26 protein-coding genes are annotated in these 25,263 nt (G+C 42.1%); 9 read left to right on the top strand and 17 right to left on the bottom strand.

What is annotated here, in order from left to right:
- Positions 1 to 35: 35 nt before the first annotated feature.
- Together ACSSTM_RS17050 and trmB are read right to left on the bottom strand one after the other, a co-directional pair.
- On the bottom strand, positions 36 to 884 hold the full coding sequence (locus ACSSTM_RS17050) for a YtnP family quorum-quenching lactonase (RefSeq protein ID WP_034665483.1): 849 nt from the start codon (positions 882 to 884) through the stop codon (positions 36 to 38).
- A 116-nt stretch (positions 885 to 1,000) separates the two neighbouring features.
- Positions 1,001 to 1,642, bottom strand: coding sequence for a tRNA (guanosine(46)-N7)-methyltransferase TrmB (gene trmB / locus ACSSTM_RS17045; RefSeq protein ID WP_060597029.1), 642 nt, complete (start codon positions 1,640 to 1,642; stop codon positions 1,001 to 1,003).
- A gap of 188 nt (positions 1,643 to 1,830) precedes the next feature.
- Between trmB and ACSSTM_RS17040 the strand changes: the two genes are divergently transcribed.
- Positions 1,831 to 2,106, top strand: a complete 276-nt coding sequence (locus tag ACSSTM_RS17040) for a YtzH-like family protein (RefSeq protein WP_034665477.1) — start codon at positions 1,831 to 1,833, stop codon at positions 2,104 to 2,106.
- Here the strand turns inward: ACSSTM_RS17040 and ACSSTM_RS17035 are convergent.
- The 4 genes from ACSSTM_RS17035 to thpR all read right to left on the bottom strand — a co-directional run bounded on the left by ACSSTM_RS17035 (position 2,103) and on the right by thpR (position 5,678).
- The gene (locus ACSSTM_RS17035; RefSeq protein WP_268495134.1) at positions 2,103 to 2,903 is read right to left on the bottom strand and encodes a phosphotransferase family protein; all 801 of its coding nucleotides are present in this window, start codon (positions 2,901 to 2,903) and stop codon (positions 2,103 to 2,105) included. The genes ACSSTM_RS17040 and ACSSTM_RS17035 overlap by 4 nt on opposite strands.
- Before the next feature lie 284 nt (positions 2,904 to 3,187).
- A complete protein-coding gene (locus ACSSTM_RS17030; RefSeq protein ID WP_437404254.1) occupies positions 3,188 to 4,117 on the bottom strand; it encodes a YegS/Rv2252/BmrU family lipid kinase in 930 nt (309 codons plus the stop codon).
- A 48-nt stretch (positions 4,118 to 4,165) separates the two neighbouring features.
- A complete protein-coding gene (locus ACSSTM_RS17025; protein ID WP_034665469.1) occupies positions 4,166 to 5,101 on the bottom strand; it encodes a hypothetical protein in 936 nt (311 codons plus the stop codon).
- A 25-nt stretch (positions 5,102 to 5,126) separates the two neighbouring features.
- Positions 5,127 to 5,678 (bottom strand): RNA 2',3'-cyclic phosphodiesterase, encoded by a 552-nt coding sequence (gene thpR / locus ACSSTM_RS17020; protein ID WP_437404253.1) that lies wholly within the window; start codon positions 5,676 to 5,678, stop codon positions 5,127 to 5,129.
- 94 nt (positions 5,679 to 5,772) lie between these two features.
- On the opposite strand from thpR, the gene cysK reads away from it, so the two are divergent.
- Positions 5,773 to 6,702, top strand: a complete 930-nt coding sequence (cysK, locus tag ACSSTM_RS17015) for a cysteine synthase A (protein WP_425389364.1) — start codon at positions 5,773 to 5,775, stop codon at positions 6,700 to 6,702.
- Between the two features lie 48 nt (positions 6,703 to 6,750).
- Here cysK and ACSSTM_RS17010 read toward each other — a convergent pair whose 3' ends face one another.
- Positions 6,751 to 7,377, bottom strand: coding sequence for a Type 1 glutamine amidotransferase-like domain-containing protein (locus tag ACSSTM_RS17010; protein WP_034665461.1), 627 nt, complete (start codon positions 7,375 to 7,377; stop codon positions 6,751 to 6,753).
- A 23-nt stretch (positions 7,378 to 7,400) separates the two neighbouring features.
- Positions 7,401 to 8,801 carry a dipeptidase PepV gene (pepV, locus tag ACSSTM_RS17005; RefSeq protein ID WP_034665458.1) on the bottom strand — a complete coding sequence of 467 codons (1,401 nt, stop codon included), beginning with the start codon at positions 8,799 to 8,801 and terminating at the stop codon, positions 7,401 to 7,403.
- Positions 8,802 to 8,895: 94 nt separating this feature from the next.
- Here pepV and ACSSTM_RS17000 point away from each other — a divergent pair, with 94 nt between their 5' ends.
- Together ACSSTM_RS17000 and ACSSTM_RS16995 are read left to right on the top strand one after the other, a co-directional pair.
- Positions 8,896 to 10,194, top strand: coding sequence for an NCS2 family permease (locus ACSSTM_RS17000; RefSeq protein WP_034665455.1), 1,299 nt, complete (start codon positions 8,896 to 8,898; stop codon positions 10,192 to 10,194).
- A 371-nt stretch (positions 10,195 to 10,565) separates the two neighbouring features.
- Positions 10,566 to 10,787 (top strand): DeoR family transcriptional regulator, encoded by a 222-nt coding sequence (locus ACSSTM_RS16995; protein WP_008356419.1) that lies wholly within the window; start codon positions 10,566 to 10,568, stop codon positions 10,785 to 10,787.
- Positions 10,788 to 11,057: 270 nt separating this feature from the next.
- Here ACSSTM_RS16995 and ACSSTM_RS16990 read toward each other — a convergent pair whose 3' ends face one another.
- Positions 11,058 to 11,774, bottom strand: a complete 717-nt coding sequence (locus ACSSTM_RS16990) for a pseudouridine synthase (protein WP_309416379.1) — start codon at positions 11,772 to 11,774, stop codon at positions 11,058 to 11,060.
- Positions 11,775 to 11,790: 16 nt separating this feature from the next.
- Positions 11,791 to 13,413: a putative polysaccharide biosynthesis protein gene (locus tag ACSSTM_RS16985; protein WP_034665449.1), complete on the bottom strand. Its 1,623-nt coding sequence runs from the start codon at positions 13,411 to 13,413 to the stop codon at positions 11,791 to 11,793.
- Positions 13,414 to 13,588: 175 nt separating this feature from the next.
- On the opposite strand from ACSSTM_RS16985, the gene ACSSTM_RS16980 reads away from it, so the two are divergent.
- The 4 genes from ACSSTM_RS16980 (at position 13,589) to ACSSTM_RS16965 (ending at position 17,376) form a co-directional block, all read left to right on the top strand.
- Positions 13,589 to 14,860, top strand: coding sequence for an NAD(P)/FAD-dependent oxidoreductase (locus ACSSTM_RS16980; RefSeq protein WP_034665446.1), 1,272 nt, complete (start codon positions 13,589 to 13,591; stop codon positions 14,858 to 14,860).
- A complete protein-coding gene (locus ACSSTM_RS16975) occupies positions 14,857 to 15,054 on the top strand; it encodes a hypothetical protein (protein WP_034665444.1) in 198 nt (65 codons plus the stop codon). Before ACSSTM_RS16980 ends, ACSSTM_RS16975 begins: the two co-directional genes overlap by 4 nt.
- A 140-nt stretch (positions 15,055 to 15,194) precedes the next feature.
- Complete coding sequence (gene opuD, locus ACSSTM_RS16970; RefSeq protein ID WP_034665441.1) at positions 15,195 to 16,727, top strand: glycine betaine transporter OpuD; 1,533 nt, start codon at positions 15,195 to 15,197, stop codon at positions 16,725 to 16,727.
- A 124-nt stretch (positions 16,728 to 16,851) separates the two neighbouring features.
- Entirely contained in the window at positions 16,852 to 17,376 is a 525-nt protein-coding gene (locus ACSSTM_RS16965; protein ID WP_106038078.1) for a CbrC family protein, read from the top strand.
- Positions 17,377 to 17,420: 44 nt separating this feature from the next.
- Here ACSSTM_RS16965 and ACSSTM_RS16960 read toward each other — a convergent pair whose 3' ends face one another.
- The 7 genes from ACSSTM_RS16960 to ACSSTM_RS16930 all read right to left on the bottom strand — a co-directional run bounded on the left by ACSSTM_RS16960 (position 17,421) and on the right by ACSSTM_RS16930 (position 22,705).
- Positions 17,421 to 17,603, bottom strand: coding sequence for a sporulation protein Cse60 (locus ACSSTM_RS16960; RefSeq protein WP_034665546.1), 183 nt, complete (start codon positions 17,601 to 17,603; stop codon positions 17,421 to 17,423).
- Between the two features lie 103 nt (positions 17,604 to 17,706).
- Positions 17,707 to 18,018, bottom strand: coding sequence for a rhodanese-like domain-containing protein (locus ACSSTM_RS16955; protein WP_003217560.1), 312 nt, complete (start codon positions 18,016 to 18,018; stop codon positions 17,707 to 17,709).
- Between the two features lie 54 nt (positions 18,019 to 18,072).
- Positions 18,073 to 18,756 carry a YesL family protein gene (locus tag ACSSTM_RS16950; RefSeq protein ID WP_034665435.1) on the bottom strand — a complete coding sequence of 228 codons (684 nt, stop codon included), beginning with the start codon at positions 18,754 to 18,756 and terminating at the stop codon, positions 18,073 to 18,075.
- 21 nt (positions 18,757 to 18,777) lie between these two features.
- Positions 18,778 to 20,070, bottom strand: a complete 1,293-nt coding sequence (locus tag ACSSTM_RS16945; protein ID WP_187704029.1) for a Gfo/Idh/MocA family protein — start codon at positions 20,068 to 20,070, stop codon at positions 18,778 to 18,780.
- A 17-nt stretch (positions 20,071 to 20,087) separates the two neighbouring features.
- Positions 20,088 to 20,612, bottom strand: coding sequence for a hypothetical protein (locus ACSSTM_RS16940; protein ID WP_034665428.1), 525 nt, complete (start codon positions 20,610 to 20,612; stop codon positions 20,088 to 20,090).
- Positions 20,609 to 21,721: a glycoside hydrolase family 88/105 protein gene (locus ACSSTM_RS16935; RefSeq protein WP_187704031.1), complete on the bottom strand. Its 1,113-nt coding sequence runs from the start codon at positions 21,719 to 21,721 to the stop codon at positions 20,609 to 20,611. Before ACSSTM_RS16935 ends, ACSSTM_RS16940 begins: the two co-directional genes overlap by 4 nt.
- Before the next feature lie 18 nt (positions 21,722 to 21,739).
- On the bottom strand, positions 21,740 to 22,705 hold the full coding sequence (locus ACSSTM_RS16930; RefSeq protein WP_066030527.1) for an ABC transporter permease: 966 nt from the start codon (positions 22,703 to 22,705) through the stop codon (positions 21,740 to 21,742).
- Between the two features lie 235 nt (positions 22,706 to 22,940).
- Between ACSSTM_RS16930 and ACSSTM_RS16925 the strand changes: the two genes are divergently transcribed.
- Complete coding sequence (locus ACSSTM_RS16925) at positions 22,941 to 25,241, top strand: helix-turn-helix domain-containing protein (protein ID WP_034665420.1); 2,301 nt, start codon at positions 22,941 to 22,943, stop codon at positions 25,239 to 25,241.
- Positions 25,242 to 25,263: the final 22 nt, after the last annotated feature.

Genomic DNA, 25,263 nt, shown 5'->3' with positions numbered 1-25,263 from the left:
TTGTGTGAAAGGCGAAAAAACATGCAGATGATCTTTTATCTTCCTGTTTCTCTTTTAACTTCATGTGTGATTTGCCCGTCTTCATCCCACTTTACAGCGCGGTAAATCGCATCATGATAAAACAAGTACCACGCATTTTTTTCTTCTGCAAATGCCTGCCATTTTTGCTTAGCTGGAATCGAAGTCATTGGGTAATCATCATAAGCCAAGACCCATAATGGATTTTTATGAGCGTGTGTTGGCATGATATCAGCCAAATGAATCGCTGTTTCGCCCTGACTTGTGAGCGTTAAGATGCTATGGCCATTGCTATGACCGCCTGTATGATGCAGCCCAATGCCTTTTGTTACTTCGATGCTTTCTTCAAATGGCACCACTTGATTTGCTATAGGCTCCCAGTTTTCTTTCCAATATGTATTTCTTGAGCGGATGTTAGGCGCCCTCATTTCATCCCATTCGATTTTGGATGTGATGATTTTTGCCTGCGGAAAAACAGACACGAGCTCTTCTCCCTCACGTTTTGTCAGCCCGCTTGCATGATCGAAGTGAAGGTGTGTCATTAAAACGTAATCAATATCAGCTGGTTGCAGGCCGAGTGCCGCTAGCGATTGTTCCAATTTCGTCTCTTCTGTTACGCCGTAATTGCGTTTTTGTTTATCTGTCAGCTTCCCTGATCCGATGCCGGAATCCACTAATAAATGAAGACCATTCCACCGAATGAGGATCGGATCACACCGCAGTTCAATTTGATTGCGATCGTTCACCGGGTATTTTTTTGACCATAACGGCTTTGGCACTACACCGAACATCGCACCGCCGTCCATGTGTGTATCTCCCCCATTTAACCAGAACAGTTCCATGTCACCTATTTTCATTGTCTCCATTGCTGTCATCCCTCCTTTTTCTATCGTAGCAAATACAGCTGAAAATCGCATGCATCAATCTTTTCATGAAAAAAGCTGACTGCAATTTTTCTTTGCAGCCAGCTTGATGTCACTTGTTAATCTGGAAATTTTACTTCTGATCGATAGATGGGTTGTCCCATAGACGAGAATTTTTCTTCGTATTCAGTCATCACATTTCCTTCTAATCCGTCCTTATGCAAATCTAGACTGACATACGTTAAAAGAAGGCCATATGCAGAAAAACTCTTTAAGGAATATTCAAATAATCCGCGGTTATCTGTTTTGAAATGCAATTCACCACCTGGACGGAGAATATGTTCATATCGCTCTAAAAAGGCCTTAAACGTTAATCTGCGCTTTTCATGCCTTGCTTTTGGCCACGGATCAGAGAAATTCAAATACACCCGGTCAATTTCATTTTCCGCAAACACATCTGTCAGCGTTTCAGCATTAATGTTCAAAAGCTTTACATTTTCAACATCTGTCTCTTTGATTTTATCTACTGCTGTCACAATGACACTTTTAAATAATTCAATGCCAATATAGTTGATATCAGGATGAAGCTTGCCCATTCCAGCGATAAAGCTCCCTTTTCCTGTCCCAACTTCGATATGGATTGGATGATCATTTCCAAACAGCTCATGCCATTTCCCTTTATATTGCTCGGGGCTAGCTAAGGCAATATGAGCATTTTCAGCTAAGTAATCATCAGCCCATGGTTTATGTCGCATTCTCAATTTGATACACCTCTATTTTCTTTACATTTTATCAAGATACCATGAAACATAAAGACCCGCAAGACAGCATCTTTATGTACATATGAAAAAGACCAGCCCTTCGCTTGAGCTGGTCTGCCGCATGTATAAATTGGGCGCTGAATGCACAGTTTAACCACATAAATGACACGCAGAAAAGGAGCATACGTATGGGATTAAACCGTCAACATCAGCTTCAATTAATCAAAGATATTTTAACCGATCACCAGTTGGATTGCTGCGGGACTGTTGCAGAATATGAACAGGTGGGACGCGTGATTCAATTAATGCTGGCAAAAGAAGACCTTGATGCCGACATTCGTCAATTATTAACAGATATTTATGATTACAGCCAAAAGGGCACTTCTGTCCATTCAATTGATGCACATATCGAGGAGCATCAATCGCATTTGTCAGAGTGGGTCGAAAATATTCCTATGTCTTAATGGATGTTTAAACGCTTTAAGAGTGAGCTCAGCTCCGCTTGCACTTCTTGCTGCGCTTTTTCATTTCCTTTTCTTTTATGCCACACGACAAACGATACGGTTTCAGCGAGGACGTACCAATCCATGCGTTTTCGCAAATTGTCCGTCAGCGGGGCACCGTACATCGAGAGCCAGCTTTCCCAGTTCTCTTCTTCAATATAATGGTATAAAAGTGGTCCAAGATCAATGGCTGGGTCAGCAATCATCGCCCCATCCCAATCGATCAAGTAAAGCTGATTTTCATCTGTCAGCAGCCAATTATTATGATTGAGGTCACAATGACACACAACCTTGTCCTCAAATTGGACTGCCTCTACATGCTTCTCTAAGTACTGGATGGCACGTGTAATGTCTTGTGAATCGATTTGCTCTTTTAATATGGACTGTTTTAAATGCTTCAGAATGGATTCTGGGTGTAGAGCGTGCTTCTCTAATCTTTTCAGCATATCAAGCAATTCTTTAGATGTATGAATTTTTCTTAGCTGCTCTGCTACAGGACGGTCATTCATGTCCTTTGGCTTCAGCTCTCTGCCGCTCAGCCAGTGCTGCGCAGTGATGACATCCCCATTTTCCATTCGTTTTGTCCAGACAAGCTTCGGCACAATGCCTTCAGCTGACAAAACCGCAAGAAACGGTGACGTATTGCGTTTTAAAAATAGCTTTTGGTCATTGTGTGTTGCGAAGTACGCATCTCCCGTAGCGCCTCCAGCAGGAGAGATGTGCCATTCGCTACCTAATATTTGTCCCAACCAGTTCATATCAATTTTCAACCCATCATTTCTTAAAATATTTTAAATCTTGCTTTTTTAGTCGACAAAATTCAGCCGATTGAAGATCAATTGGCTGTTTCTTTTTTATTTATATGATCATAAAAACAAAAAGGACAGCTATTGAGAATGAGATGCTAAACAATAGCCGTCCTATAGATTTTATCGTTACCTTCTTATACTCGTCAAGCAAAACTAGAAAATCAGGACAAGAACCTTATGAAAAGGAAGGCTTTTTTCATGGTTTTTTGACTAGGGCATTCACGAGAAGCCATTTAAGCACGTAATTTTAAGGAGCGCTCACTCGCCTTCACAAAGACAGGCGTTGCGCCGATCACTTCTCCATCTGCATGAAATAAGATTTTTGCATCTGCCTCCAAGTACGCTTCCTCGTGCTGATACAGGGTAACGCCCTTCATTCCAAGATGCTTTCGAAACACCATCGCACTTAAAAACAAGAGCACTTTGAATGGATTCAAATCTGTGACAACGATCGTTTGAAAGCCTGGCTGCCTCGCGCTCACTTCCGGCGCTGCTTCCAGCCCGCCTCCGTAATAGGGGTGATTGCATACAATCACAAACCACACTTGGCGAAAGACCTTCTTCTCATTTTCAATAAACAGCGCAAGGTCAAACGGCTTAAAAGACCATAAAGAATGGAGAAATGACAGCGGGTAGATGATAAACCCAAGCCCCAGCCGTTTCAGCCACTTTTTTTCTCTAAAATGCACTATTTTCCTTAGCACATGCGCATCAAACCCAGCACCGATATGATTGAGAAAGAGAACGGATTGCGGGCTTTCTGCATGATCTTGAAAGGAGCCGAGAGAAAATGTTTTGGTGAGCATTCTCTTTTGCTTTCTCACTTCTTTTAGGACATCTTGACGATGGATGCCGAGGCCCTTCGCCGCATCATTCCAATGACCGGCGGGAACAAAGCTTAACTGCACATGATCCATTTCCTTTAAGCCATTCAGGACTTCATGAATGGTGCCGTCACCGCCAATGACAATCAGGCGCTTCAGCCTGTCATCTTGCATGGCGCTAATTTGTCTTGCCAATACTTCTGCATGGCCTTCATGCTGGGTGAGAAACGATCGATAAGAGATCTCCACCTTTTGTAATTCTTTCTCTATGCTCCTCCATGTACGAAGTCCTTTTCCATGTCCTGCTGCTGGATTAACGATAAAGTACCATTCATTCATATATTAGCTCCACTCAGGTCTCATTTTTCGTGACCTTCCATTATGCCTTTAATCGAGCCATTCCTGCCTTCTTTTGCTGTCTGATTCACCATAAGCAAGCAATGCCTTTGTCGCCTTAAATTGCTGATGCTTTGTCGGCGCGGTATTTTTCCGCTGCTTTTCAAACCAATCTTCCGCCTTCTTCTTATCGACAACCTCCATCCCGTATGGAACTTCCGGTAAGTCAATATAAGAGGTTCTGCTGATCAGGATTTTTTTCACAGGAAGATCGACACCGCTTTGCTGTAAGATCTTTGACACGACGGTGCCAGAGCGCAGAAGGCTTGCGCAAGGATTCAAAACGGATTGAACAGCTTTCCCATTCGCCCGCTTTTCCCAAAAACGTTCCTTCGTTCCGATATATACGCTGTCAGGCTCTGCCTCTAAGAAGGATAAACAAATCACTTCCAGCGGCGTAATAAGTACTGAACATAATTCCATCTCTGCTTTTTGAATGAGCAGCACCGGCTTATACATCACAAAATATGAATCCGGAAGCTGCCTAGCAAGCATACGCAGCTTTTCATCATACCGAATATGATGGGAGACGGTTGAAATGTGGGAAATCGTCGAGCTCGCCCATTTTAATTGAACATCGTATAGATGATCCTTAAAAAAATGAATGAGCTTCGTTTCATCGGTAGGAACGTTTGTAAAGACACCTTGCTCTATATCTGTCGGCTCGTTAAAAAGACTCAGGTCCCGTTCCTTTTTCATATCGGCTTCTTTTTGCTTTCTTTTTAAGGAGAATTTCTTTCTCTTTTCTTCCTCTTGTTCAGGCACTTGTTCAGAGATTTGGTCAAATGAATGCTGCGCCTCCTGTTTTGAAGCCTTTTTTAACTCGTCCCACCTTTGCTTTTTCAATCGAATGAATTGATTGATGTAGTGATGCGGGTCTTGTTCATATCGTGATATATAATCTTGAATTTTGATAATTTGCGCCATCTGCTGCTCACTCCAACTTTTAGAATCATTTATGTAGTGCAAATTGTTTGATTGCGTGATAACGCGGGGTTTCTTTCGGACGTATTTCAAATAGAGTCATACAAGAAACCTCTATCACGTATGGCTCTTTGCGTAAAGTCGCTTGTTCTGCAAAAGAGTGATCCGCGTTCCATTTTCGCGCAATCGTCATATGCGGATGAAACGGTCTCTTTTCAACAGGATGTCCTGCTGACAATACGGCTTCTTTCACCTTTTCTCTTAATTGCATGAGCGGTTCACTTTCATTAGGTTTTGCAAAAAAGACTCTCGGGCGCTCCTTCATGCCAAACTGTCCTACCTCATTCAGCTCTAGTGAAAATGCAGCGGCTTCATTTGAAAGGATATCAAGCAGCTCGATGATCTTTTTTAAACGCTCATCTGGAATGGCACCTAAAAAGATCAGGGTCACATGATAATCATCTGGTGCTGTCCACTTTTGAAAGGATAGTCCGCTCCTTAGATCCATGTCTTTTTTGATTTGATGCGCAAGTTGTTCAGGGATGTGAATCCCTATAAAATAATGACGGTTTTCTGCCACAATATCACCTGTCCTTTTTTAACAAACTTTACGAATCCCCATTGATGATAGTATAACTAAAGAAATGCAGAATGAGAAGAAAGGGTGTCACATGATGAAGGTTGCACAAAATATAGCTGAGCTGATTGGCGATACACCACTTGTTAAATTACAGCGGCTTCAGCCAGGCAATGCGGCAGCTGTTTATTTAAAGCTGGAATCATTTAATCCTAGCGGCAGTGTGAAGGACCGCGCTGCTTACAATATGATCGTCGAGGCTGAAAGGCAAGGAAAGCTTACAAAAGGAGCGACCATTATTGAACCAACGAGTGGGAATACAGGGATTGGTTTAGCCATGAACGCAGCAGCAAGAGGCTATAAAGCAATCCTTGTCATGCCAGATACGATGACAAAGGAAAGAATCAATATTTTGAAGGCTTATGGGGCGCAGGTCGTTTTAACCCCAGGAGAAGAAAAAATGCCAGGCTGTATTCGCAAGGCAGAGGAACTGGCGTCTCAAATTCCTCATAGCTTTATCCCGATGCAATTTGATAATGGGGCGAACCCAGATGCACATAGAGGCACAACGGCTGTTGAAATCATGGAAGCTGTAAAACAACTTGGAAAGCCCCTTGGAGCCTTTGTCGCAACAGCAGGAACTGGCGGAACCATTACAGGCACCGGAGAGGAATTAAAGAAGGCATTCCCTCATTTGACCATACGTGTGGCAGAGCCAAAGGGATCTCCAGTCTTATCTGGCGGGAAACCTGGCAAACATAAACTTGTTGGCACAAGCCCAGGATTTATTCCCCATATTTTAAACGAGCATGTCTATGATGAGATCGTGCAAGTAAGCGATGAGGATGCGTACACAATCACACGTCAGCTTGCCCGGCTTGAAGGAATTTTAGTTGGTCCATCATCTGGTGCAGCCTGCTATGCTGCGATTGAAACAGCCAAGCAACTGCCGGCAGAACAAATCGTGATCTGTATGACAGCAGATACAGGCGAACGATACTTATCAAGTGATGTTTTTCAAGATTAAAAAAGGAACAGGGTCATGAATCCCTGTTCCTTTTTCTTCGTTTCAAGGTTAGGACGATTTGTCGGACTTCACCTCAGCCTGCTCCCCTGTGATGAGTAAAGCCTGCTCATCAGTAAGCGGGCATAAATCGAGCGTCTGCTCAAACTGTTCCATGATTTGCTGCGCAGCCTCGCCTAAATAGGTATTGTACATATGCGGTACCGGATAGTAGCTTATCTCATTGAATCCTTGACATGATGAAAGTTCTGCTGCCTTCTGCCGATCATCCATCACGGAGATATATTCAATGCTTGGTGCCATGATGATACTCCCTGCGGACTCTCCGATGTACAGCTTGCCTTTATTGATTTCTTCTTTCAGCACGTCATCAAGACGATGCTTTCTTAATTCCTGCAGCAAATAGAAGGTGTTGCCTCCTGATACGTACATCACATCATTTTGTTCAATCATCTTTGTGATTTCTTCAGTAGACTGCTCAGCTATCTGAACGGTCTCTAGATGCATACCTAGTTGATGAAAGGCTTCTTTCGCTGCCTCCACATAGTGCGTGACTTCTTCCACAGCACTGGCTGTTGGAAAAAATGTCACGCGTTTTCCTTTTAATGATTCACCCGCAAAGTCAGATAAGAGAGAATAGCTGTCTTTGAATGAAGAGCATAAGAACATTTTTTTCACTGTGAATCCCCTCTTCTCTTTTTCTATTTTGCCAATTCATACATGGCTTGTGCATATAGAGCGGTTGCTCTTAGTAGATCATCGATTTCGATATATTCATCCTTCTGGTGTGCGCAATCTGGTCTGCCAGGGAATAGAGGACCAAAGGCAACGCCCGCTTCTAAAGATCTCGCATACGTTCCTCCACCAATCGCAATCAGATTAGCTGGATCTCCCGTTTGTTCCTCATATACCCGCTGCAATGTTTTCACAAGCGGATGATCTTTTGAGACGTGATGCGGAGGACTGTCGTCAAATTTCAGAAGGGTGGCCCCTTTGATGCCTTCGATCCCTTTTTTAACGTCCTTGCCGTCTGCTGTCACTGGATAGCGGACATTTAATCCTAGCTTCGCTTCCTCGTTTTGTTTATAGCGGATCGTTCCAACATTTAAAGTCAAATCTCCGCTAATCTCATCTTTACAAGCAATCCCCAGCTTTTTCCCTCTTGTATCCTGATCAAATAAAGCGTTGATTTGGGAGGTAAAAGCAAGCCCGTCTTCATCTAACTCTTGTCCACATAGGAAATTGGCCATATGAATGCCCGCATTGATGCCATGCGCCGGCTCCATGGCATGAACTGATTCACCTTTTAATGTGAGATGCAGTCCGTCCGCTGCATTCTTTACCTCACCTGATAAATGATTGTGAGCAAGATAAGCTTCAAAAGCTGTTTTTAATGATTCATCATCGTGATCTTGTGCAGCTGTCACAGTGGCAGCTGCCTCATCCGGCACCATATTCAGCCGCATACCCGATGTGAATTGCTTGAGCGTATAGCGCTGATGATTTTCTGTATGTTGATATGTAAATGACACGATGGCATCAATGATCCCTTTTTCAGCATGAATAATCGGAAAATCGGCATCTGGCGCAAATCCAATTTGCGGCATCGCCTCATGCTTGAAATAATGGTCCACACAGCGCCAATCACTTTCTTCATCCGTTCCAATGATCATTCGAATCTTTTTTGACAGCTTCATCCCTGTATCTTTTATCATCTTTAGCGCGTAGAAAGCCGCCATGGTTGGACCTTTATCATCAATGGCCCCTCGTGCAAATATTTTATTTTCTCTTATGTCCGCTGAAAATGGCGGGGTTGTCCAGCCGTCACCAGCAGGCACAACGTCCACATGGCATAGCACACCTACAATGTCTTCGCCTTCTCCATATTCAATATGACCTGCATAGCCATCGACATTCTTGACTGTGAATCCTTCGTCTTCCCCTTTTTTCAGCATATACTGAAGGGCCTGATCGACTTTTTCACCAAATGGCTTTCCTTTTTTTCCACCTTCTTCATCAAGGACGCTTTCAATTTGCAAAAAAGATTGTGTGTCCTTAATTAAGTCGTCTTTTTTTCGTATCACTTCAGCTTCCCAATTCATTTTTCCATTCCTCCTTGAAAAAAGGTTGCAATCCATCCTTAAAACGAATATTATATTAATTGTTTTGTAATAATGTTCGTAAATGGAGGATTTTATGTTTCAGTTAAAAGAAAACCAAACCAACATAAAGAGAGAATTAATCGCTGGTATGACGACATTCTTTACCATGGTATATATTGTTGCCGTTAACCCAGGAATTCTTTCAAAAGCAGGCATTCCTTTTGACCAAGTCTTTACTGCAACAATTATCGCTGCTGTCGTCGGTACGCTCTGGATGGCACTATTTGCAAACTATCCGATTGCTATTGCACCAGGCATGGGGCTGAATGTCTATTTCACCTTTACAGTTGTCGGTGGTGGCGGCATCAGCTATCAAACAGCGTTCAGTGCGGTATTTGTTGCTGGTATACTCTTTATTATTTTATCGTTAACATCCCTTAGAAAACAACTGATTCAAGCCATTCCAGATAATTTAAAGTACGGCATTACAGCAGGAATCGGGCTTTTCATTGCATTTATCGGCCTCCGTCAGTCTGGGATTATCGCAGCTGACCCTGAAAATCTAGTGAAGCTTGGCAACTTAAACTCGCCTGTTGTTATATTAACGCTTGTCGGCTTAATGATCTCTGTTATTTTAATGGTTCTTCAAATAAATGGCGCTCTGTTTATCGGCATGTTAGCGACGACACTGATTGCGCTCGTAACAGGCCAGCTTCATTTCCCTAAAATGCTGATGGACATCCCTGCACTACCCGAAGGCATGCTGATTACAAATCCATTCGCTGCTTTTGGCGATGTATTCTCTCATCATTTATATGCTGTCGTCTTCTCCTTCTTACTAGTGACGATTTTTGATACAACGGGCACAATGATCGGAGTGGCTGAACAAGCAGGACTCATGAAAAAAGGCCAGCTGCCAAAGGTACGCAGAGCCCTGCTCGCTGACTCTGCTGCAACGACGATAGGTTCTATGTTTGGGACAAGCCCAACAACAGCTTATATTGAATCATCATCTGGGGTTGCTGCTGGCGGAAGAACTGGACTAACGTCTTTAACGGTCGCTGCACTGTTTATTGTGGCATTGTTTTTCGGCCCGCTCGTTCAAGCCATTTCTTCTTTACCATCCATCACATCACCTGTTCTCATCATTGTCGGGTGCTTGATGATGAACTCAGTGTCACGCATTCGCTGGAACGAGCTAGACGAAGCATTCCCTGCTTTTCTTGTGATCCTTTCCATGCCGCTGACATCTAGTATTTCTACAGGAATTTCACTTGGATTTATCTCATATCCCCTTGTGAAACTGGCAAAAGGGAAATGGAGAGAAGTACATGTACTTGTTCTCATCTTTGCCATTTTATTTTTCATTCAGCTCTTTTTCTTAGAAGGATAACAGAAACAAAAAAGGCACATTCTAACAAGGGATGTGTCTTTTTGAGATGAGTGAATTTTTTATTTTGTAAATTTTCTGTGTTTATTTTTTGGATGTTTAAATGTGACGGTATGCTCCATACCCCCTACGCCTATTGGGTTGTAACCGAATTCAAAACATGGTATATACCATGTTTCGATTCATGAAGACAAGTTAAAAAACACGTAAAGTTGACTTTTTGGTGGAACTAGATGCATAATAACGTGTATAATAGAATAAAACATTAAGAAACACGAACATTTACCATTGTTGCATGTCCTTATTTTGCAGTTTTAGTGTAGTAAGTTGTGGTTAGTCAAGTCCATCCGATCTTATTGATAGGGAGTGGTTTTTTGAAACCTTCAACAAACCGTATGATGACTCGAATTAAATCAGTTTATATGTTCATTCAAGAGAAAGGTCTTGTGACGACACAAGAGCTGGTTGATGAATTCGGGATCACACCTAGAACCATTCAAAGAGACTTAAACGTGCTTGCCTATAACGATCTTGTTCATAGTCCAAGCAGAGGCAAATGGGAAACAACGAGAAAAAAAGTGAAAATATCATCTTAAGCTTATAATGAACTGTCCATATAACAAAAAGAACCGGCGATATGCCGGTTCTTCAGATTGTTGACAAAGGGCTAAAATGATCTTCATTTTAGCCTTTTGTCTTCTTTTCAGCGTGATAGAAAACCTTTGCAGTCTAGGAAGGACGAGTACCGGAGCGGAGCGAATTTGACATTCTTGAGCACCGGAGCGCAGACCTGACACCGAATGCGAGGGTTTGTCTACACGCTGAAAGAACCGGCGATATGCCGGTTCTTTTCTTTTATTCTACATTTATGGTCGATTGATTAAGCTGTCTAATTCTTCATCCGTCAATTCACGGTACTCCCCAGGCGCTAGATCTTCATCTAAAGAGACAGCCCCCATCGAGAGTCTTTTTAAAAAAATGACTTCATTTCCCACTGCTTGCGCCATCAGCTTCACTTGATGGTACTTTCCTTCAGTAATCGTTAAACAGATGCGTGTATCTTCGTTTTCATTCGCATCTACTTCAACCTTCGCCGGCTTCGTGCGGTAATCATCTAAAATGACAACGCCCTCTTCAAGACGCTTGATGTCTTGATCTCCTAATGGGTATTTCAAATGAACTTCGTACGTTTTTGGCACATGCTTTTTTGGAGAAAGTAATTGATGAGCAAGCTGTCCATCATTTGTGAGGAGGAGAAGACCGACTGTATCCTTATCCAGTCTCCCCACAGGAAATGGCTCCCTTGCGATATCCTCCGGCTCTAGTAAATCGACGACCGTTTCATCCCGCAGATCTTCAGTTGCTGAGATGACCCCGTCCGGTTTGTTCATCATTAAGTAAATGAATTCTTTATACTCTACACGCTCTCCGTGTACGAGCACTTCATCATTCGATGGATCAACATGATCTTTCACCTGCTTCGCCACTTCTCCATTCACTGTGACCGCCCGTGCCTTGACCAGCTTCTTCACATCTTTTCTTGAACCAAAGCCGCTGCTAGCAAGCAATTTATCAAGCCTCATGAATATCCACCTCTTCTTAACTCTTTTTTCTTAAAAATTTCGGCATACGGCTGCCGAGTACACGCTCAAGTAATCCTACCTTATAAGACAAGAACAGATACACACCGCCGCCAGTGATCATTGAAATCAAAATGACGATACCCGCTTGTACAATTCCACCCTCATACGAAATCACTTGGCTCACAAGCTGACAAGTCACATACGCCACAACAGCCATAATCGCCGTTAAAATACCAATGAGAATAAATCGTTTGAAAATCCTGCGGAACGAGTAGCCGGCATGGCGCTTAATCATGATAAACATATACAAGATGGACGCGCTATAGCCTAACGCAGTCGCAAGCACAGAACCATTTCCTTGCAGCCAGCTGATTAGCGGAATGTTCAGAACCGTTTTAATAATGATCCCTAACAACAGACTGACAATGGCGAATTTTTGTTTGTTAATTCCCTGCAAAATTGCTGCATTAATGGTGAATAAGGAAAACAATAACGCAACAGGTGCATACCAGAACAAAATTGACATCCCAATCTCAGGATGAACGGACGGATAGAAAAACCAATAAACCGGTCCAGCCAATGCCGAGATACCAAATGAAGCAGGCAGTACGAAAAATAAAATGACCTGCATCGTCTGATCAATTTGTCTATTGAGAAGCTTGTAGTTACGAGCTGTAAATGATTCCGTAATCGTCGGGATTAAGGTTAAGCCAAACGCTGTTGCAAGCGACACAGGAATCATCACGAGCTTCGGTAAATATAACGTCACGATAGACAATACCGCTGTACTAATATCCTGATGTCCTGATGCAATCATAGCTCTGTTAATGGTGTTTGTATCAATATAAGAATAAATTGGAATCGCAAGTCCAACAAACACATACGGTGCCGCATAGCTAAACAGCTCTGTAAACATTTGTTTATAAGATAAGTCAGAGGAAGCACCTGTATTCGGCTGCATAGATAAGAGCCGGTCCTTGCGCTTCAGCCAATATAAATAAAGCGTGAATAAACCCCCAAATGCGCCGATAAGTGCTGCAAATGTGGCATATCCGACAGCGATGACAAGCCCGCCGTCAAGCACTTTTAAAATAATAAACGTTGCAGTTAATAGGAAGATGATTCTGACAAGCTGCTCAATCACTTGGGAAACAGCTGTCGGTCCCATCATGGAATGTCCTTGGAAGAACCCCCGCACAAGACTCATAATAGGTACAACCAAAAGACCTAAACTGACCATCCGAATCACATATACCACTTGATCGACAGTCAAACCGCCTGTTTCATTCGATCCGCCAAGCTGAATCTTGGCAAAAATCGGTGCGGTCAAATATAAAATAGAAAAGGCGATAATCCCGGTGACAAGCATGACCGACATACCCGCCCTGAACATTTTCCTTGTTGTCTCATAATCGCCGATTGCATTATATTTAGAAACAAATTTTGATACCGCTGTTGGAAAACCAAGCGTAGCAATACTTAAAAAGATCGTATACTGATTGTATCCATATTGAAATAGCGCTCCACCAGTAGCTCCAACCATTGCGCTAAATGGAATTAAGTAAATCATACCAAGAATACGAGAGAGATAAGTCCCTATCGTTAAAACCAACGTACCACGAAGCAGTTTATTAGACATGCGCTTAACCACCATTTTTCTAATGAATATTCAACTTAACTATTTTACCACATCATTTCGACGCACAGGTAACAAATCCAATACAGAAGGCACAAAACCAATCAATTCATATTTCAGCCTTCCCCAATTTTCGTTATAATAGAGGAATGACTGAAAGTAGAAAGAGGAATGTAACATGAAACATTATGATGTCATTGTCATTGGCGGTGGACCTTCTGGACTGATGGCCGCGATTGCATCAGCAGAGCACGGAGCGACTGTTCTGTTAATTGACAAAGGAAACAAACTTGGCAGGAAGCTCGCCATTTCTGGCGGTGGACGCTGTAACGTCACCAACCGCCTTCCAGTAGAAGAAATCATCAAGCATATTCCCGGAAACGGCCGTTTTTTATATAGTGCATTTTCTGAGTTCAATAACGAGGATATTATTTCGTTTTTTGAAAACCTCGGCATTGAACTTAAAGAAGAAGACCATGGACGTATGTTCCCTGTCTCAAACAAAGCACAATCTGTTGTGGATGCCCTTTTAGACAGGCTCCGCAACCTCAATGTCACCATTCGAACGAATGAAAAGATTAAAACAGTTCTGTATCAAGACGGACAAGCAGCTGGAATTGTTACAAATAATGATGAAAAAATTTCAAGTAACGCCGTTGTCATTGCTGTTGGCGGAAAAAGTGTGCCGCATACTGGTTCTACTGGTGACGGCTATGCATGGGCAGAAGCCGCTGGTCATACGATTACAGAGCTCTTCCCAACAGAAGTACCGGTCACATCAGATGAGCGCTTTATTAAAGAAAAAGTGCTACAAGGTCTTTCTTTAAGAAGTGTGGCTGTCAGTGTTTTAAATAAAAAGGGGAAACCCGTCGTCACACATGTCATGGATATGATTTTTACTCACTTTGGCTTATCCGGCCCAGCTGTTCTTAGATGCAGCGGATTTGTTGTGAAAGAATTGAAAAAACAGCCGACTGTTCGTCTGCAAATAGACTTATATCCGAAGCTTAATGACGAGGAGCTGTTTCAAAAGCTTCATCGAGACCTAAAAGATGAACCCAAAAAAGCCATAAAAAATGTCCTGAAGTCTTGGATGCAAGAACGCTATTTATTGTTTCTGTTAGAACGGAACGGCATAGATCCGCAAGAAACATTTTCTGGTCTTGCTAAGGACAAACTGCGCGCATTCGTAAATGATTGCAAACACTTTATCGTTCATGCGAACGGCACTCTTTCCTTAGACAAAGCGTTTGTCACAGGAGGCGGCGTTTCTGTGAAAGAAATTGAACCGAAGAAAATGGCGTCTAAAAAAATGCCCGGTCTTTATTTCTGCGGAGAAATTTTAGACATTCACGGTTATACAGGCGGATACAATATCACGTCAGCACTTGTGACAGGCAGGCTTGCCGGTATGAATGCTGCACTCGAAGCAAAGGAGAGATTTTCATGATGAGACGTGCACTTCCAATTATCCTAGCGGTTGTGATTAGTTTGACAGCCGCTGTTTTCTTGAAGCTATCAATTACCCCGTTAAAAGTCGCCATTGTTTTGGCGTTTACCATCTTCGCTGTTTGTTTAAAAGAATACGTCTACCGTCTTCGTAAACGAATTGAAGAAAAATCATCTTCACATATCGATAGTTGATTAATGGAAGCAAAACATGTTACGGTAAAGTAGAGGTCGAGTGAGAAGCTCGCCTCTTTTTGTTTGAAATTAGTTGAGTTAGGGGATATTAAGCAAAATCCTCTGCTTAAACGTGTAGAACAACAGGAGAGTGAGATGGTGTGAAAAACGTATCAAGTGTATTTTGGATTGTGATTGCGATCACATTTGTTGCCGTTATATGGGGAGCTTTTTCTCCAGAAACACTGCAAAATGTCACTGATCAAATTCAAACATACATTACAAATGACTTTGGCTGGTATTACTTGTTAGTGGTGTCACTGCTCGTCGGCTTTTGTCTATTCTTTATCTTTAGCCCAATCGGTAAGATTACACTAGGAAAACCAGGGGAAGAGCCTGAATTCGGCCTATTTTCTTGGTTTGCGATGCTATTTAGTGCCGGTATGGGAATTGGTCTTGTTTTTTACGGAGCAGCTGAACCGATCAGCCACTATGCCATACAGTCACCAACAGGTGAGACTGAAACGGCGCAGGCCTTCCGAGATTCCCTTCGATATACATTTTTCCATTGGGGGCTTCATGCATGGGCTATTTATGCCATTGTTGCACTTTGTATTGCTTACTTTAAATTTAGAAAAGATGCACCTGGCTTAATCAGTGCAACGTTGCAGCCAGTTTTAGGAAATAAAACGAATGGATGGATCGGAAAAACCATCGATTGTATTGCGGTATTTGCAACTGTAGTTGGTGTTGCGACAAGCCTAGGATTAGGTGCGGCACAAATAAACGGTGGATTGAATTACCTGTTTCAAATTCCGAATGCTTTTAGCACACAATTGATCATTATCATGATTGTGACAGTGCTTTTCCTTGCATCTGCTCTAAGCGGGATTGGAAAAGGCATTAAATATTTAAGTAATATCAACATGGTATTGGCAGCTGTTCTGATGTTTTTCTTACTTTTGGTAGGTCCAACTGTTTTTATCTTAAATTCATTTACTGACTCGATTGGGCAATACTTATCTAACATCGTTCAAATGAGCTTCCGTCTATCTCCAAATGATCCTGAGAAGAGAGAATGGATTAATGGATGGACAATCTTTTATTGGGCATGGTGGATATCTTGGGCACCATTTGTCGGAATCTTTATTGCAAGGGTGTCACGCGGACGAACGATTCGAGAATTTTTAGTAGGTGTCTTAGTGGCTCCTTCTATCCTGGTATTCCTATGGTTCTCGATTTTCGGTGTATCTGCGATGGATTTACAGCAAAAGAATATTGTCGATGTTGCAGGTCTTTCAACAGAAACAATGCTTTTCGGTGTACTAAATGAATATCCGCTGGCGATGATCACATCGATTCTAGCACTTATTTTAATCGCTATATTCTTTATTACATCGGCTGATTCAGCTACATTTGTGCTTGGAATGCAGACAACCTACGGATCATTGAACCCTTCTGGCGGTGTCAAAGTTAGCTGGGGTATCATCCAATCTTCTGTTGCTGCCGTGCTTTTATTTTCAGGGGGACTTGAAGCCCTGCAAAATACAGCCAAGCTCGCAGCCTTGCCGTTTTCCGTTGTCATTATTTTGATGATTGTCTCACTGTACAAGTCACTGAATGATGAACGAAGAGCCATCAAGCAAGCCAATAAAGTCAGTAAACCACGAAGTCCAAGAGTAAAAAAAGCATAATCTCAAGCGAAAAAAGCCGTTCCTCATAAGAACGGCTTTTTTCTATATACAATTTAAGATTGTTGCAAGCATGAGGATTCCTGTAAAATAATGATGAAATCATTTCTACATAATGGAGTTTTATATGACGCTGCCTACATTCAAGTACAACCCAGATCCAGTTTCGTTAAACGTGATCAAAAAAGAGCATACGACATGTCCTGTTTGTGAGAAAGAAAGAGATTACGTGTATCATGGTCCATTTTATACTGTTGAAGATGTGAAAGGAATTTGCCCTTGGTGCATTAAAGATGGATCAGCCGCTAAAAAATACGATGGCATCTTTCAAGACGATGTAAGCTGTGATGACGTCGATCAAGAGGAATTTATAGATGAACTGATCTATAGAACACCAGGCTATCGCGGCTGGCAGCAGGAATATTGGTTAAGCCATTGCGGAGATTTTTGCGCAATCGTCCAGTATGTCGGATGGAAAGAGATAGAACATTTAGAGGAAGAACTCACAGAAGATATCGAAGACATTTGCAGCGGCGGGGGATTAACGAAAGAGAACCTAAAACAATGGCTCGTCAACGGAGGAGACTTGCAGGGCTACCTCTTTCAATGTGTTCACTGCAAAAAGCATCGTTTATATATTGACGCTAGCTAATCAAACAAAAAGGGCCCTTCAAACAGGTCCTTTTTTGATGCCGTCTATTTTTTATATAAAATGAGTGCAGAAAAACAGTAGAGCTGTTCTCCTCCCTGCTCACAGATCACCGCTACATCGTACTTGATATCAATAATTTGGTCGTCATCCATTCCTTTTAAAAAAAGATTGATTTCGCTCTGCAAATCTTTTTCGTGTTCTTCATCAAATACAGCTACCTTTAGCACATATGCCACTCTCCCTTCTCTCGCTACTCTATCTTTATGCATATAAGGGCGGGCATATGAACAAAAAAGCCTTTCATCTCAAAGATGAAAGGTCGGACTTCTTTTACAGCTTCGGTTTTGTTTCTCCTGTCCAAGCAAGCATTCCGCCAACGACATTGGTCGCTTGATAGCCTTGGTCTTCTAGGAAATAGCAGACATTTTCACTACGTTTTCCGGAGCGGCAAATAATATAATATTCCTGCGTTTGATCGAATGCATCCAGTTTCTCAGGAATATCTCCCATTCGAATGTGGACAGCTTCTGGAATCATTCCTTCTGCAACTTCCTCGTCCTCACGCACATCAACAAGCTGAATGGCTTCTTCTTGCTCTAGCTTTTGTTTTAATTCTTCTATTGAGATTTCTTTTACTGACACGACGCTCATCTCTCCTTTTAATCACGGTGACACCATTATAGCAAATGATTCACATCACTGTGTATTCAACCGCTTCGATTGAAGGAAAGACGGCAGCTGTTTCTTCACTTCGGCTGTCTGCTGCTCACTTTCAAACTCTACCTTTTTGAATACTTGATAGGCCAGCCACATGTGGCCATAGGCGAGTATGCTCACACTAAAGAACGGCACGATTCCCGGCAAATAAGCAAAGAGAACAAACAGCACAGCCGAGAAAACGAGCATACAGAGTGTATATTGCAAATATGAGATACCAAGCAATAGAGAGAATTTCAGATAGAGACGTTTTTTCCAATCATAATGAGCCAGCAGCGGAAAAATATAAAACAAGCTTACAACAAATAGAAAACCAAAGATATAAATGGCAAAACGAAGCACATGCAAAAACCAGCTCGTTGGATAAATATACGCAAGGTCTACATATATAATCGTCCCTATGATAAATAACGTCACTCCAATCAAGTTAGAGCGTACAAACTCCTCACGGTACACCTTCCAAAAAGTGCGGAAAACGCTGACTTGCTCATGCCCTTGTATCCACTTTCTCATCACCGAAAATAACGCAGTGGTCGCAGGCATCAATCCAAAGATCCCAAGCCCCAGCATGGTGAACAGCAGCCACAGCAAATTCGTATAGGCAAGTCTCATCACCCACTCACACATTCGAAGCATTCTGCTCATTGAACCATCATGATCCATCTCTTTCCCCTCCTCTCTTTCTTATAACACCGTCTCTTTATGAAGCAACTCTTCTATGTCAATTGGACGTTTCTCTGAAACAGACCGCCACATGCCTTCCCCAAGTGCAATCGAATAAGCACCAGCCTCTGCTCCTGCTGATATGTCATAGTGAATTAAAGGATCTTTTCCTATAAATAAATCGGCCAGAAGCAGAGGGTCTCCGCCGCCATGTCCCCCTGGCTGTTTCACGACTTCAATTGTCTCTTTTGCCCCAAACATCGGATAATAAGAAATCGTCTGTTCTGGGAATTGAAAAGGAATTCTTGATGGCACATGAAACTCATTTGTTTCAATACGTCCCTTTGTCCCATTAATGGCAAGCCGGTATCCTTCATATGGCGCTGAGAATTGAATTGAATAGCTGAGCAGAGCCCCTTGGTCATATGCCACTGATGCCACATATGTATCCTCAATGTCAATTTCCTGATCAAAAATACAGGCGTCTGGGCGATAATTTGAGTACTGCTGAGACTGCTCCTTACTAGATTCGATATGGTCGTCCTCGACCTTTGAGCGTTCTACCCGCGGATTCCACCTTGCTTCATAATGACATGTATCCTTCACATGACATGTTCCGCAATATCTGTTTTCTCCCCCCTGCAAGGGATTCCAAGGACTTTCATTTCCGTAATAGTTCAGCGCCCCATAGGCAAATACTTGCTTCGGCTTTTGATTGATCCACCAATTGACCAAATCAAAATGATGCGTCGATTTATGAATGGATAGTCCGCCAGAGAATTGCCTCGTTCGGTTCCACCTTTTGAAGTAACTAGCACCATGATACGTATCAATAAGCCAGCTCAGTTCAACAGATGTGACCCTTCCAATCTTTCCTTCTAAAATGAGTTCTTTGACCTTTCGATGAAATGGATTGTAGCGATAATTAAAAGTGACTGTGACCTTCCCTTTACTTTTCTTTTCTTTTTCCATCACTTTTTTGGCGTCTTTTGCTGTTGTGACCATTGGCTTTTCAGTGATGACATCGAGATCATGGTCAAGTGCTTGCAAAATATATGTGACATGTGTGTCATCCCGGCCTGCCACAATGACGATATCTGGCTTTGCTTCCTTCACCATTTGATCAAATGCCTCTTCATGAAAAAACGAGACGCCTCGCAGTGATGGAAAACGCTCCTGACAAAGTGTATACCGATGATGATCTATATCTAGAAGCCCTGTAATCTTGTAATGCTCATTGAAATCCTCTGTGAGCGGTTTAATAAACATATTGAACGCACGATGACTGAGTCCGCAAACCACGACCCGTTTCACAGGCTCCACCCCTTTTTCTATCGATTTTCACGAAGTTGTTTCATGAGAGACAGCGCCTCATTGGACTTGTCAGCATACACGGGAATAAAAGCGACCATATCTCGGTGTAATTGAAAGGTATAGCCATTTAGCTTTTTCGTGCCTTTATTGACTTGAACCGCATAATCGACCGTTTTCCCTGTCTTTTTGTCCTCGACCGTATATGGCCCTGCCGCTTGATCATCTATGCCCATTTCTTCAAGCAGCTGAAAGCTTTCAGGATCATCATATGTTCTAAACATTTCTTCTGGGACAAGCATGATGTCCCCCTCTTTTGCGGTAATTTCAACAAGAAGCTTTTCAGGAATCGCCGGAAAGATGTGGACGCTATAAGTTTCATGTTCCGTCTGAAAAGCCTTCTCGACTAATTGATCCTTCATCCCCTTTGACATGTCAGAAAAAATCAGAACATCAATACCGTTTGTTTTCCCTTGGCAGGCTGACAAACAAAGGGCAGCGATGAAGCTGAGGAGCCATACCGCACCACTTTTTCGCCTCTTCATGCCTTCTGAAAAACAGACAGCTTCTCTAGCTCAGTTAACGCCATAATAAAAGCGCCTGCCCCGTGCAAGTCATTTGTGCTTCGCTCTCTTTCAACGTAGTAATCATAAAATCCAGCAGATGTTCCGATACAAATATCATTGATGGTAAAATCACCGTTTTCTGTCTCAGCCGTCTTATGATGAATTAAGCCTTGGTATGCTTTCACCACATGATCGACATAACGGAGGCTGACATACCCTTCATTCATGGCTTTTGACATGGCATACATGAATAAACACGATCCTGAGCTTTCAAGCCAATTGTCGCTATGAGTACCTTTATCAATGATTTGATGCCAAAGACCTGTGTCTTGATCCTGGTACTTGGCTACACTTTCCAGCATGTCTGTCAGCGTTTCCTTCCAAACCTTTCGTCCCTCATGCTCTTCTGGCAGATCCTCGATCATATCTGCTAATGCAAGGACATACCAGCCAAACGATCTTGCCCAAAACTCGGGGGAACAGCCTGTTTTTTGATCAGCCCATGGCATCACTTTTCGTTCGTCCCACGCGTGATAGTACAGACCTGTTTTTTCATCTTTTGTATGCTTTCTCATGAGATACTCTTGATGGATCACCATATCCACCAGTTCCTCTTCACCTCTCAGCTTTGCATACTTTAAGGCAAAAGGTCCTCCCATGTAGAGACCATCCAACCACATTTGATAGGCATAATTGTCTTTATGCCAAAACCCGCCCTCAGATGTGCGATTCAATGTACGGTAAAGCCCCCGAAGCTTCTCCGCTGCCAGCACATACCGCTTCTCTCCCGTCCGTTCGTAAAGAGGGAATAAAATGAGCCCTGCTTGGATCGCATCAAGCTCATCTCTGCGAAATAACAGGTTTCCATACTCATCAATGAGCGAATCTGCGTAGCTTTTCACATAATTGAAATACGTCTCGTTCTTCGTTGCCTCATATAGCTTCATCACACCGCAAAGAAAAACGCCTTGATGATAATGCCATCTTCCAGCTGGAGGCAGCTCAATTGGTGTATGCGCTTTCATAATTGTTTGTGCTAATTTCTCTGCATGCTCAAGTGGTGATCCCTTTTCAGTCGATAATGTCATTCTTCTTCATCTCCCTTTTTAGTAAATACCTTCTTCCCCGAATTTCTTCGCTAAACGGTTCGCCAGCATGACCAAAATGAGTCCAACGGCTGCTTTAAATAGACCAACAGCGGTACTATAGCTGAATTGTCCTTGCTTAAGACCAGCTGTATAGACGTACGTATCAAAGATTTCTGCTACTTCCCGGTTCGTTGCATTGAGTAATAAGTAGACATGCTCAAAGCCAAGCTCTAATGTGTCACCAATTTTCAAAATAAGCAGAACGACAATCACACTTTTAATGGCAGGAAGAGTGATGTGCCACATTTGTCTCAGTCTGCCGGCTCCATCCATTTTTGCTGCTTCATATAGCTGCGGATCTACCGCTGTAATCGCCGCAAGGTAAATGATCGTCGACCAGCCTGCTTCCCGCCAGATCACCTGTAAAATGTACATGGGTCTGAACCATTCCTGACTAAGGAGGAAGTTAATCTTTTCCCCTCCAAAGAAAGCAATCAATTCATTGATTAACCCGCCATCTACTGTTAACAAAACAAAAGATAAGGACACGACAATCACCCATGACATGAAGTGAGGAATGTATATCATCGTCTGGACAAATTTCTTAAACAATGCCAATCTGACCTCGTTTAAAAGCAGGGCCAATAAGATCGGAATCGGAAAGAAAATCACGACATTCATGGCAAATAAAATCAGTGTATTTTTTAATAAGATGAAAAATGTTGGTTCTGTAAACAATCGAATAAAGTGTTTGAAGCCAACCCACTCACTCCCAAGAATACCGAGAAACGGCTGGTAATCTTGAAAGGCAATGATAAGCCCCCACATCGGCACATATTTAAAGACAAGAAAATAAATGAGCCCTGGCAAAATCATTACATACAAAAACTTTTGACTAAGCAATTGATTAAGTAAGCGCTTTCTCCTTTCTTTTTTCAAAGCTGCCGCAGGCATACCCTTGGCAGTGACATCCTCTGTTTTCATAGATAAAGCCTCCCCTCATGCTGATTGATGCATGTGTTAACTGTATCTTAAGGATGAAAAATCCGTCTACAATCATATCATCAGATCATATTTACTTAGGGGAAGCTACTCAAAACGTTACATAAAACATAAGAAAATGATCCTAATCTCAGAAAATGATTATTGACAAACCTACCAAATTTTTGGATTAATAAATTAAGGGGAAAAGATTGTTCCGTTTGAAATGGGGGGTTTTATGAAAAGAAGGCAGTATAAATTTTATTACAAGCTTGTGACGTTTTTTTTCATGCTTAGTACAATTCCTGTCATCATTGTCGGTATTTTTTCTTATCAGCATTCGCAAAAAACCGCACTCGAAAATATCTCAAATGAAAAGCTGGACAGCGTCAAACAAACGCAATCCAATATTGAGCATATTTTAAAAACAGTGGATCATTCTCTCACTCACTATGTCAGTTCGCCGCCTCTCCTTCAAACACTGGCAGAACCTTTAAATCCAGACCAATTCCAGCTTTATAATCAAGTACAGCAGGAACTAAACTACCTGCAAACCTTTGACACCGATCTTTCCAATATTACACTCGTGAGTAAAATGGAAGACTGGTACATGAACAATTCGGGACTTTATCATGTCACAAGCGGAGACCAAGAGAAAGCGCTCACCTCTTACCTCAATATACCGAGTCATTCCAGCTGGGCACTTGAAGAGAATAATCCACTTGTTGCGACAAAAGAAGGAAAGGCCTCCTTTTGCAAATACAATGTGAACTTAATCAAACAACTACCTATGAACAGTGTCCAGAAAAAAGGGATCGCTGTCGCCAGCATTCCGAGCTGCACGATTGCTGACAATATGCCTGACTTCTCTCAATCTGACAGTATGTTTGTCATTGATACAAACGGAAAAGTGCTGCTACATAACCGCAAAGAACAAATTGGTGAATCCTTGAAGAATCAAGAGCTCGTCAAGCATGTCCTATCACGTGAAGAACGATCAGGTCAATTTAACATGAAGATCGAGGAACTAGACTATCAAATTACGTTTCAAAAATCAGACTATAACGAATGGACGTACTTATCCTTTGTTTCCATTCCAGAACTCAAGGCACAAACGAAATCAATTGGGTGGATCACTTTTATTATCTGCTTTATTTTGTTAGCGCTTTCATTACTATTTTCATGGTTTGGGTCCAGACATTTTTATAAACCAATCCGCTTGTTATATGAGTCCTTTGCACGCAATGAATCCTTTTTGCAAAAACAGCCTTTTCAAAATGAATTTGAGTTGATTGAGTCGAGTATTAAACAAATGAAGGATCAAAACAATGATTTAGAGGAACGTATTGAGCAGCAAGTCACGCACCTTCAGCAATACTTTATGGTGCGGCTATTGCTCGGAAAGCTGACAGAAGAAGAAATTAACAACCGGTTCCAAAGTTTGGGATTCCCTCAGGGCTGGTCTCATTTATCCATGCTTGTGACCCAAATCGATACGTTAAAAGGAACACCTTATGAAAAAAAGGATGCTGACTTGCTGTTATTTGCCATCAATGGACTGATCGAGCAGATGATTCCGCAAGATGAGCACCTTCAGCCAACGGTTGTCAATCAGCATCAAACGACGATTATCTTGAATCACTCAAAGTCAGATGAAGAGTTTACTGAATATTTAAACCAATTAGCGGAAACTATTCAGCAGCGCATCGAGGAAGAGCTTGGTTTATCGATCAGCATCGGGATCAGCCGCCAGTTTAAGGAGCTCACGATGGCGAAACAGGCTTACATTGAAGGAAAAGAAGCCTTAAAATACAGGCTCAAAGCAGAGAAAAAATCCATTATCTTATATGAACATATTCAGCAAGGAAAAACGTTTAAAACCCATTTTCCAAAACAGCTGCAGCATGATTTATTCGATGCGATGAAAGCAGGTGATCAAGGCAAGGCGGATCATTATTTACATGTGCTCCTGCAATCCATTTTCTCTAAAAATGCTGGACCGCATGAATACCATATCGCTCTCGCCCGTTTTTTAAACAATTTGATTGAGCTGATGCATTTGCTTGGCATTGAATTATTTGAGGTCGAAGACAACAAAATGCTGTATGATACGATTTTTGAATTTAAAACCTTTGAAGATACCGAAGCATGGCTGAAACATGAGATCATTCGGCCGATTATTGACCAGCTAGGTGCACGTGAGGACTCACAATACAAAAACATCTCAGAGAAAATCATTCATATCATTCATCAAGAATTCGACTCAGATCTTACATTGGATGAAATCGCCACACGCCTGCATTACAACCCCAATTATTTAAGCAGTATTTTTAGAAAGGAAATGGATATCTCCTTTAGTGAATATCTCTCGTCCTACAGACACCATGTCGCCAAAAACTGGCTCGTGGAAACCGATATGTCCGTCAAAGAAATTTCGGAAAAACTGAAATATAAAAATCCGCAAAACTTCATCCGTTCCTTCAAAAAACTAGAAGGCACGACCCCTGGCAAATACCGCGACCACAAAAAAGGCACATAAGACAAAAAGTCCCGCTCGCACA

This window comes from Bacillus sp. RK1064 (assembly GCF_051488405.1).
Classification (GTDB): Bacteria; Bacillota; Bacilli; order Bacillales; family Bacillaceae; genus Bacillus.
Note: the sequence above shows the minus strand (reverse complement) of the source record. Positions and strands in the feature narration are given on the sequence as shown.

What these genes read in the sequence shown, in the direction of transcription:
- pepV (WP_034665458.1), bottom strand. Translation starts at nt 8,801, where the DNA reads ATGAATTGGGAAGCTGAAGTGATACGAAAAAAAGACGACTTAATTAAG.
- ACSSTM_RS16985 (WP_034665449.1), bottom strand. Translation starts at nt 13,413, where the DNA reads ATGTCTAATAAACTGCTTCGTGGTACGTTGGTTTTAACGATAGGGACT.
- ACSSTM_RS16965 (WP_106038078.1), top strand. Translation starts at nt 16,852, where the DNA reads ATGACGCTGCCTACATTCAAGTACAACCCAGATCCAGTTTCGTTAAAC.
- ACSSTM_RS16980 (WP_034665446.1), top strand. Translation starts at nt 13,589, where the DNA reads ATGAAACATTATGATGTCATTGTCATTGGCGGTGGACCTTCTGGACTG.
- ACSSTM_RS17050 (WP_034665483.1), bottom strand. Translation starts at nt 884, where the DNA reads ATGGAGACAATGAAAATAGGTGACATGGAACTGTTCTGGTTAAATGGG.
- ACSSTM_RS17025 (WP_034665469.1), bottom strand. Translation starts at nt 5,101, where the DNA reads ATGGCGCAAATTATCAAAATTCAAGATTATATATCACGATATGAACAA.
- ACSSTM_RS16975 (WP_034665444.1), top strand. Translation starts at nt 14,857, where the DNA reads ATGATGAGACGTGCACTTCCAATTATCCTAGCGGTTGTGATTAGTTTG.
- ACSSTM_RS16930 (WP_066030527.1), bottom strand. Translation starts at nt 22,705, where the DNA reads ATGAAAACAGAGGATGTCACTGCCAAGGGTATGCCTGCGGCAGCTTTG.
- cysK (WP_425389364.1), top strand. Translation starts at nt 5,773, where the DNA reads ATGAAGGTTGCACAAAATATAGCTGAGCTGATTGGCGATACACCACTT.
- ACSSTM_RS16950 (WP_034665435.1), bottom strand. Translation starts at nt 18,756, where the DNA reads ATGGATCATGATGGTTCAATGAGCAGAATGCTTCGAATGTGTGAGTGG.
- ACSSTM_RS17030 (WP_437404254.1), bottom strand. Translation starts at nt 4,117, where the DNA reads ATGAATGAATGGTACTTTATCGTTAATCCAGCAGCAGGACATGGAAAA.
- ACSSTM_RS16935 (WP_187704031.1), bottom strand. Translation starts at nt 21,721, where the DNA reads ATGACATTATCGACTGAAAAGGGATCACCACTTGAGCATGCAGAGAAA.
- ACSSTM_RS17035 (WP_268495134.1), bottom strand. Translation starts at nt 2,903, where the DNA reads ATGAACTGGTTGGGACAAATATTAGGTAGCGAATGGCACATCTCTCCT.
- ACSSTM_RS16990 (WP_309416379.1), bottom strand. Translation starts at nt 11,774, where the DNA reads ATGAGGCTTGATAAATTGCTTGCTAGCAGCGGCTTTGGTTCAAGAAAA.
- ACSSTM_RS17000 (WP_034665455.1), top strand. Translation starts at nt 8,896, where the DNA reads ATGTTTCAGTTAAAAGAAAACCAAACCAACATAAAGAGAGAATTAATC.
- ACSSTM_RS17040 (WP_034665477.1), top strand. Translation starts at nt 1,831, where the DNA reads ATGGGATTAAACCGTCAACATCAGCTTCAATTAATCAAAGATATTTTA.
- ACSSTM_RS16940 (WP_034665428.1), bottom strand. Translation starts at nt 20,612, where the DNA reads ATGAAGAGGCGAAAAAGTGGTGCGGTATGGCTCCTCAGCTTCATCGCT.
- ACSSTM_RS16925 (WP_034665420.1), top strand. Translation starts at nt 22,941, where the DNA reads ATGAAAAGAAGGCAGTATAAATTTTATTACAAGCTTGTGACGTTTTTT.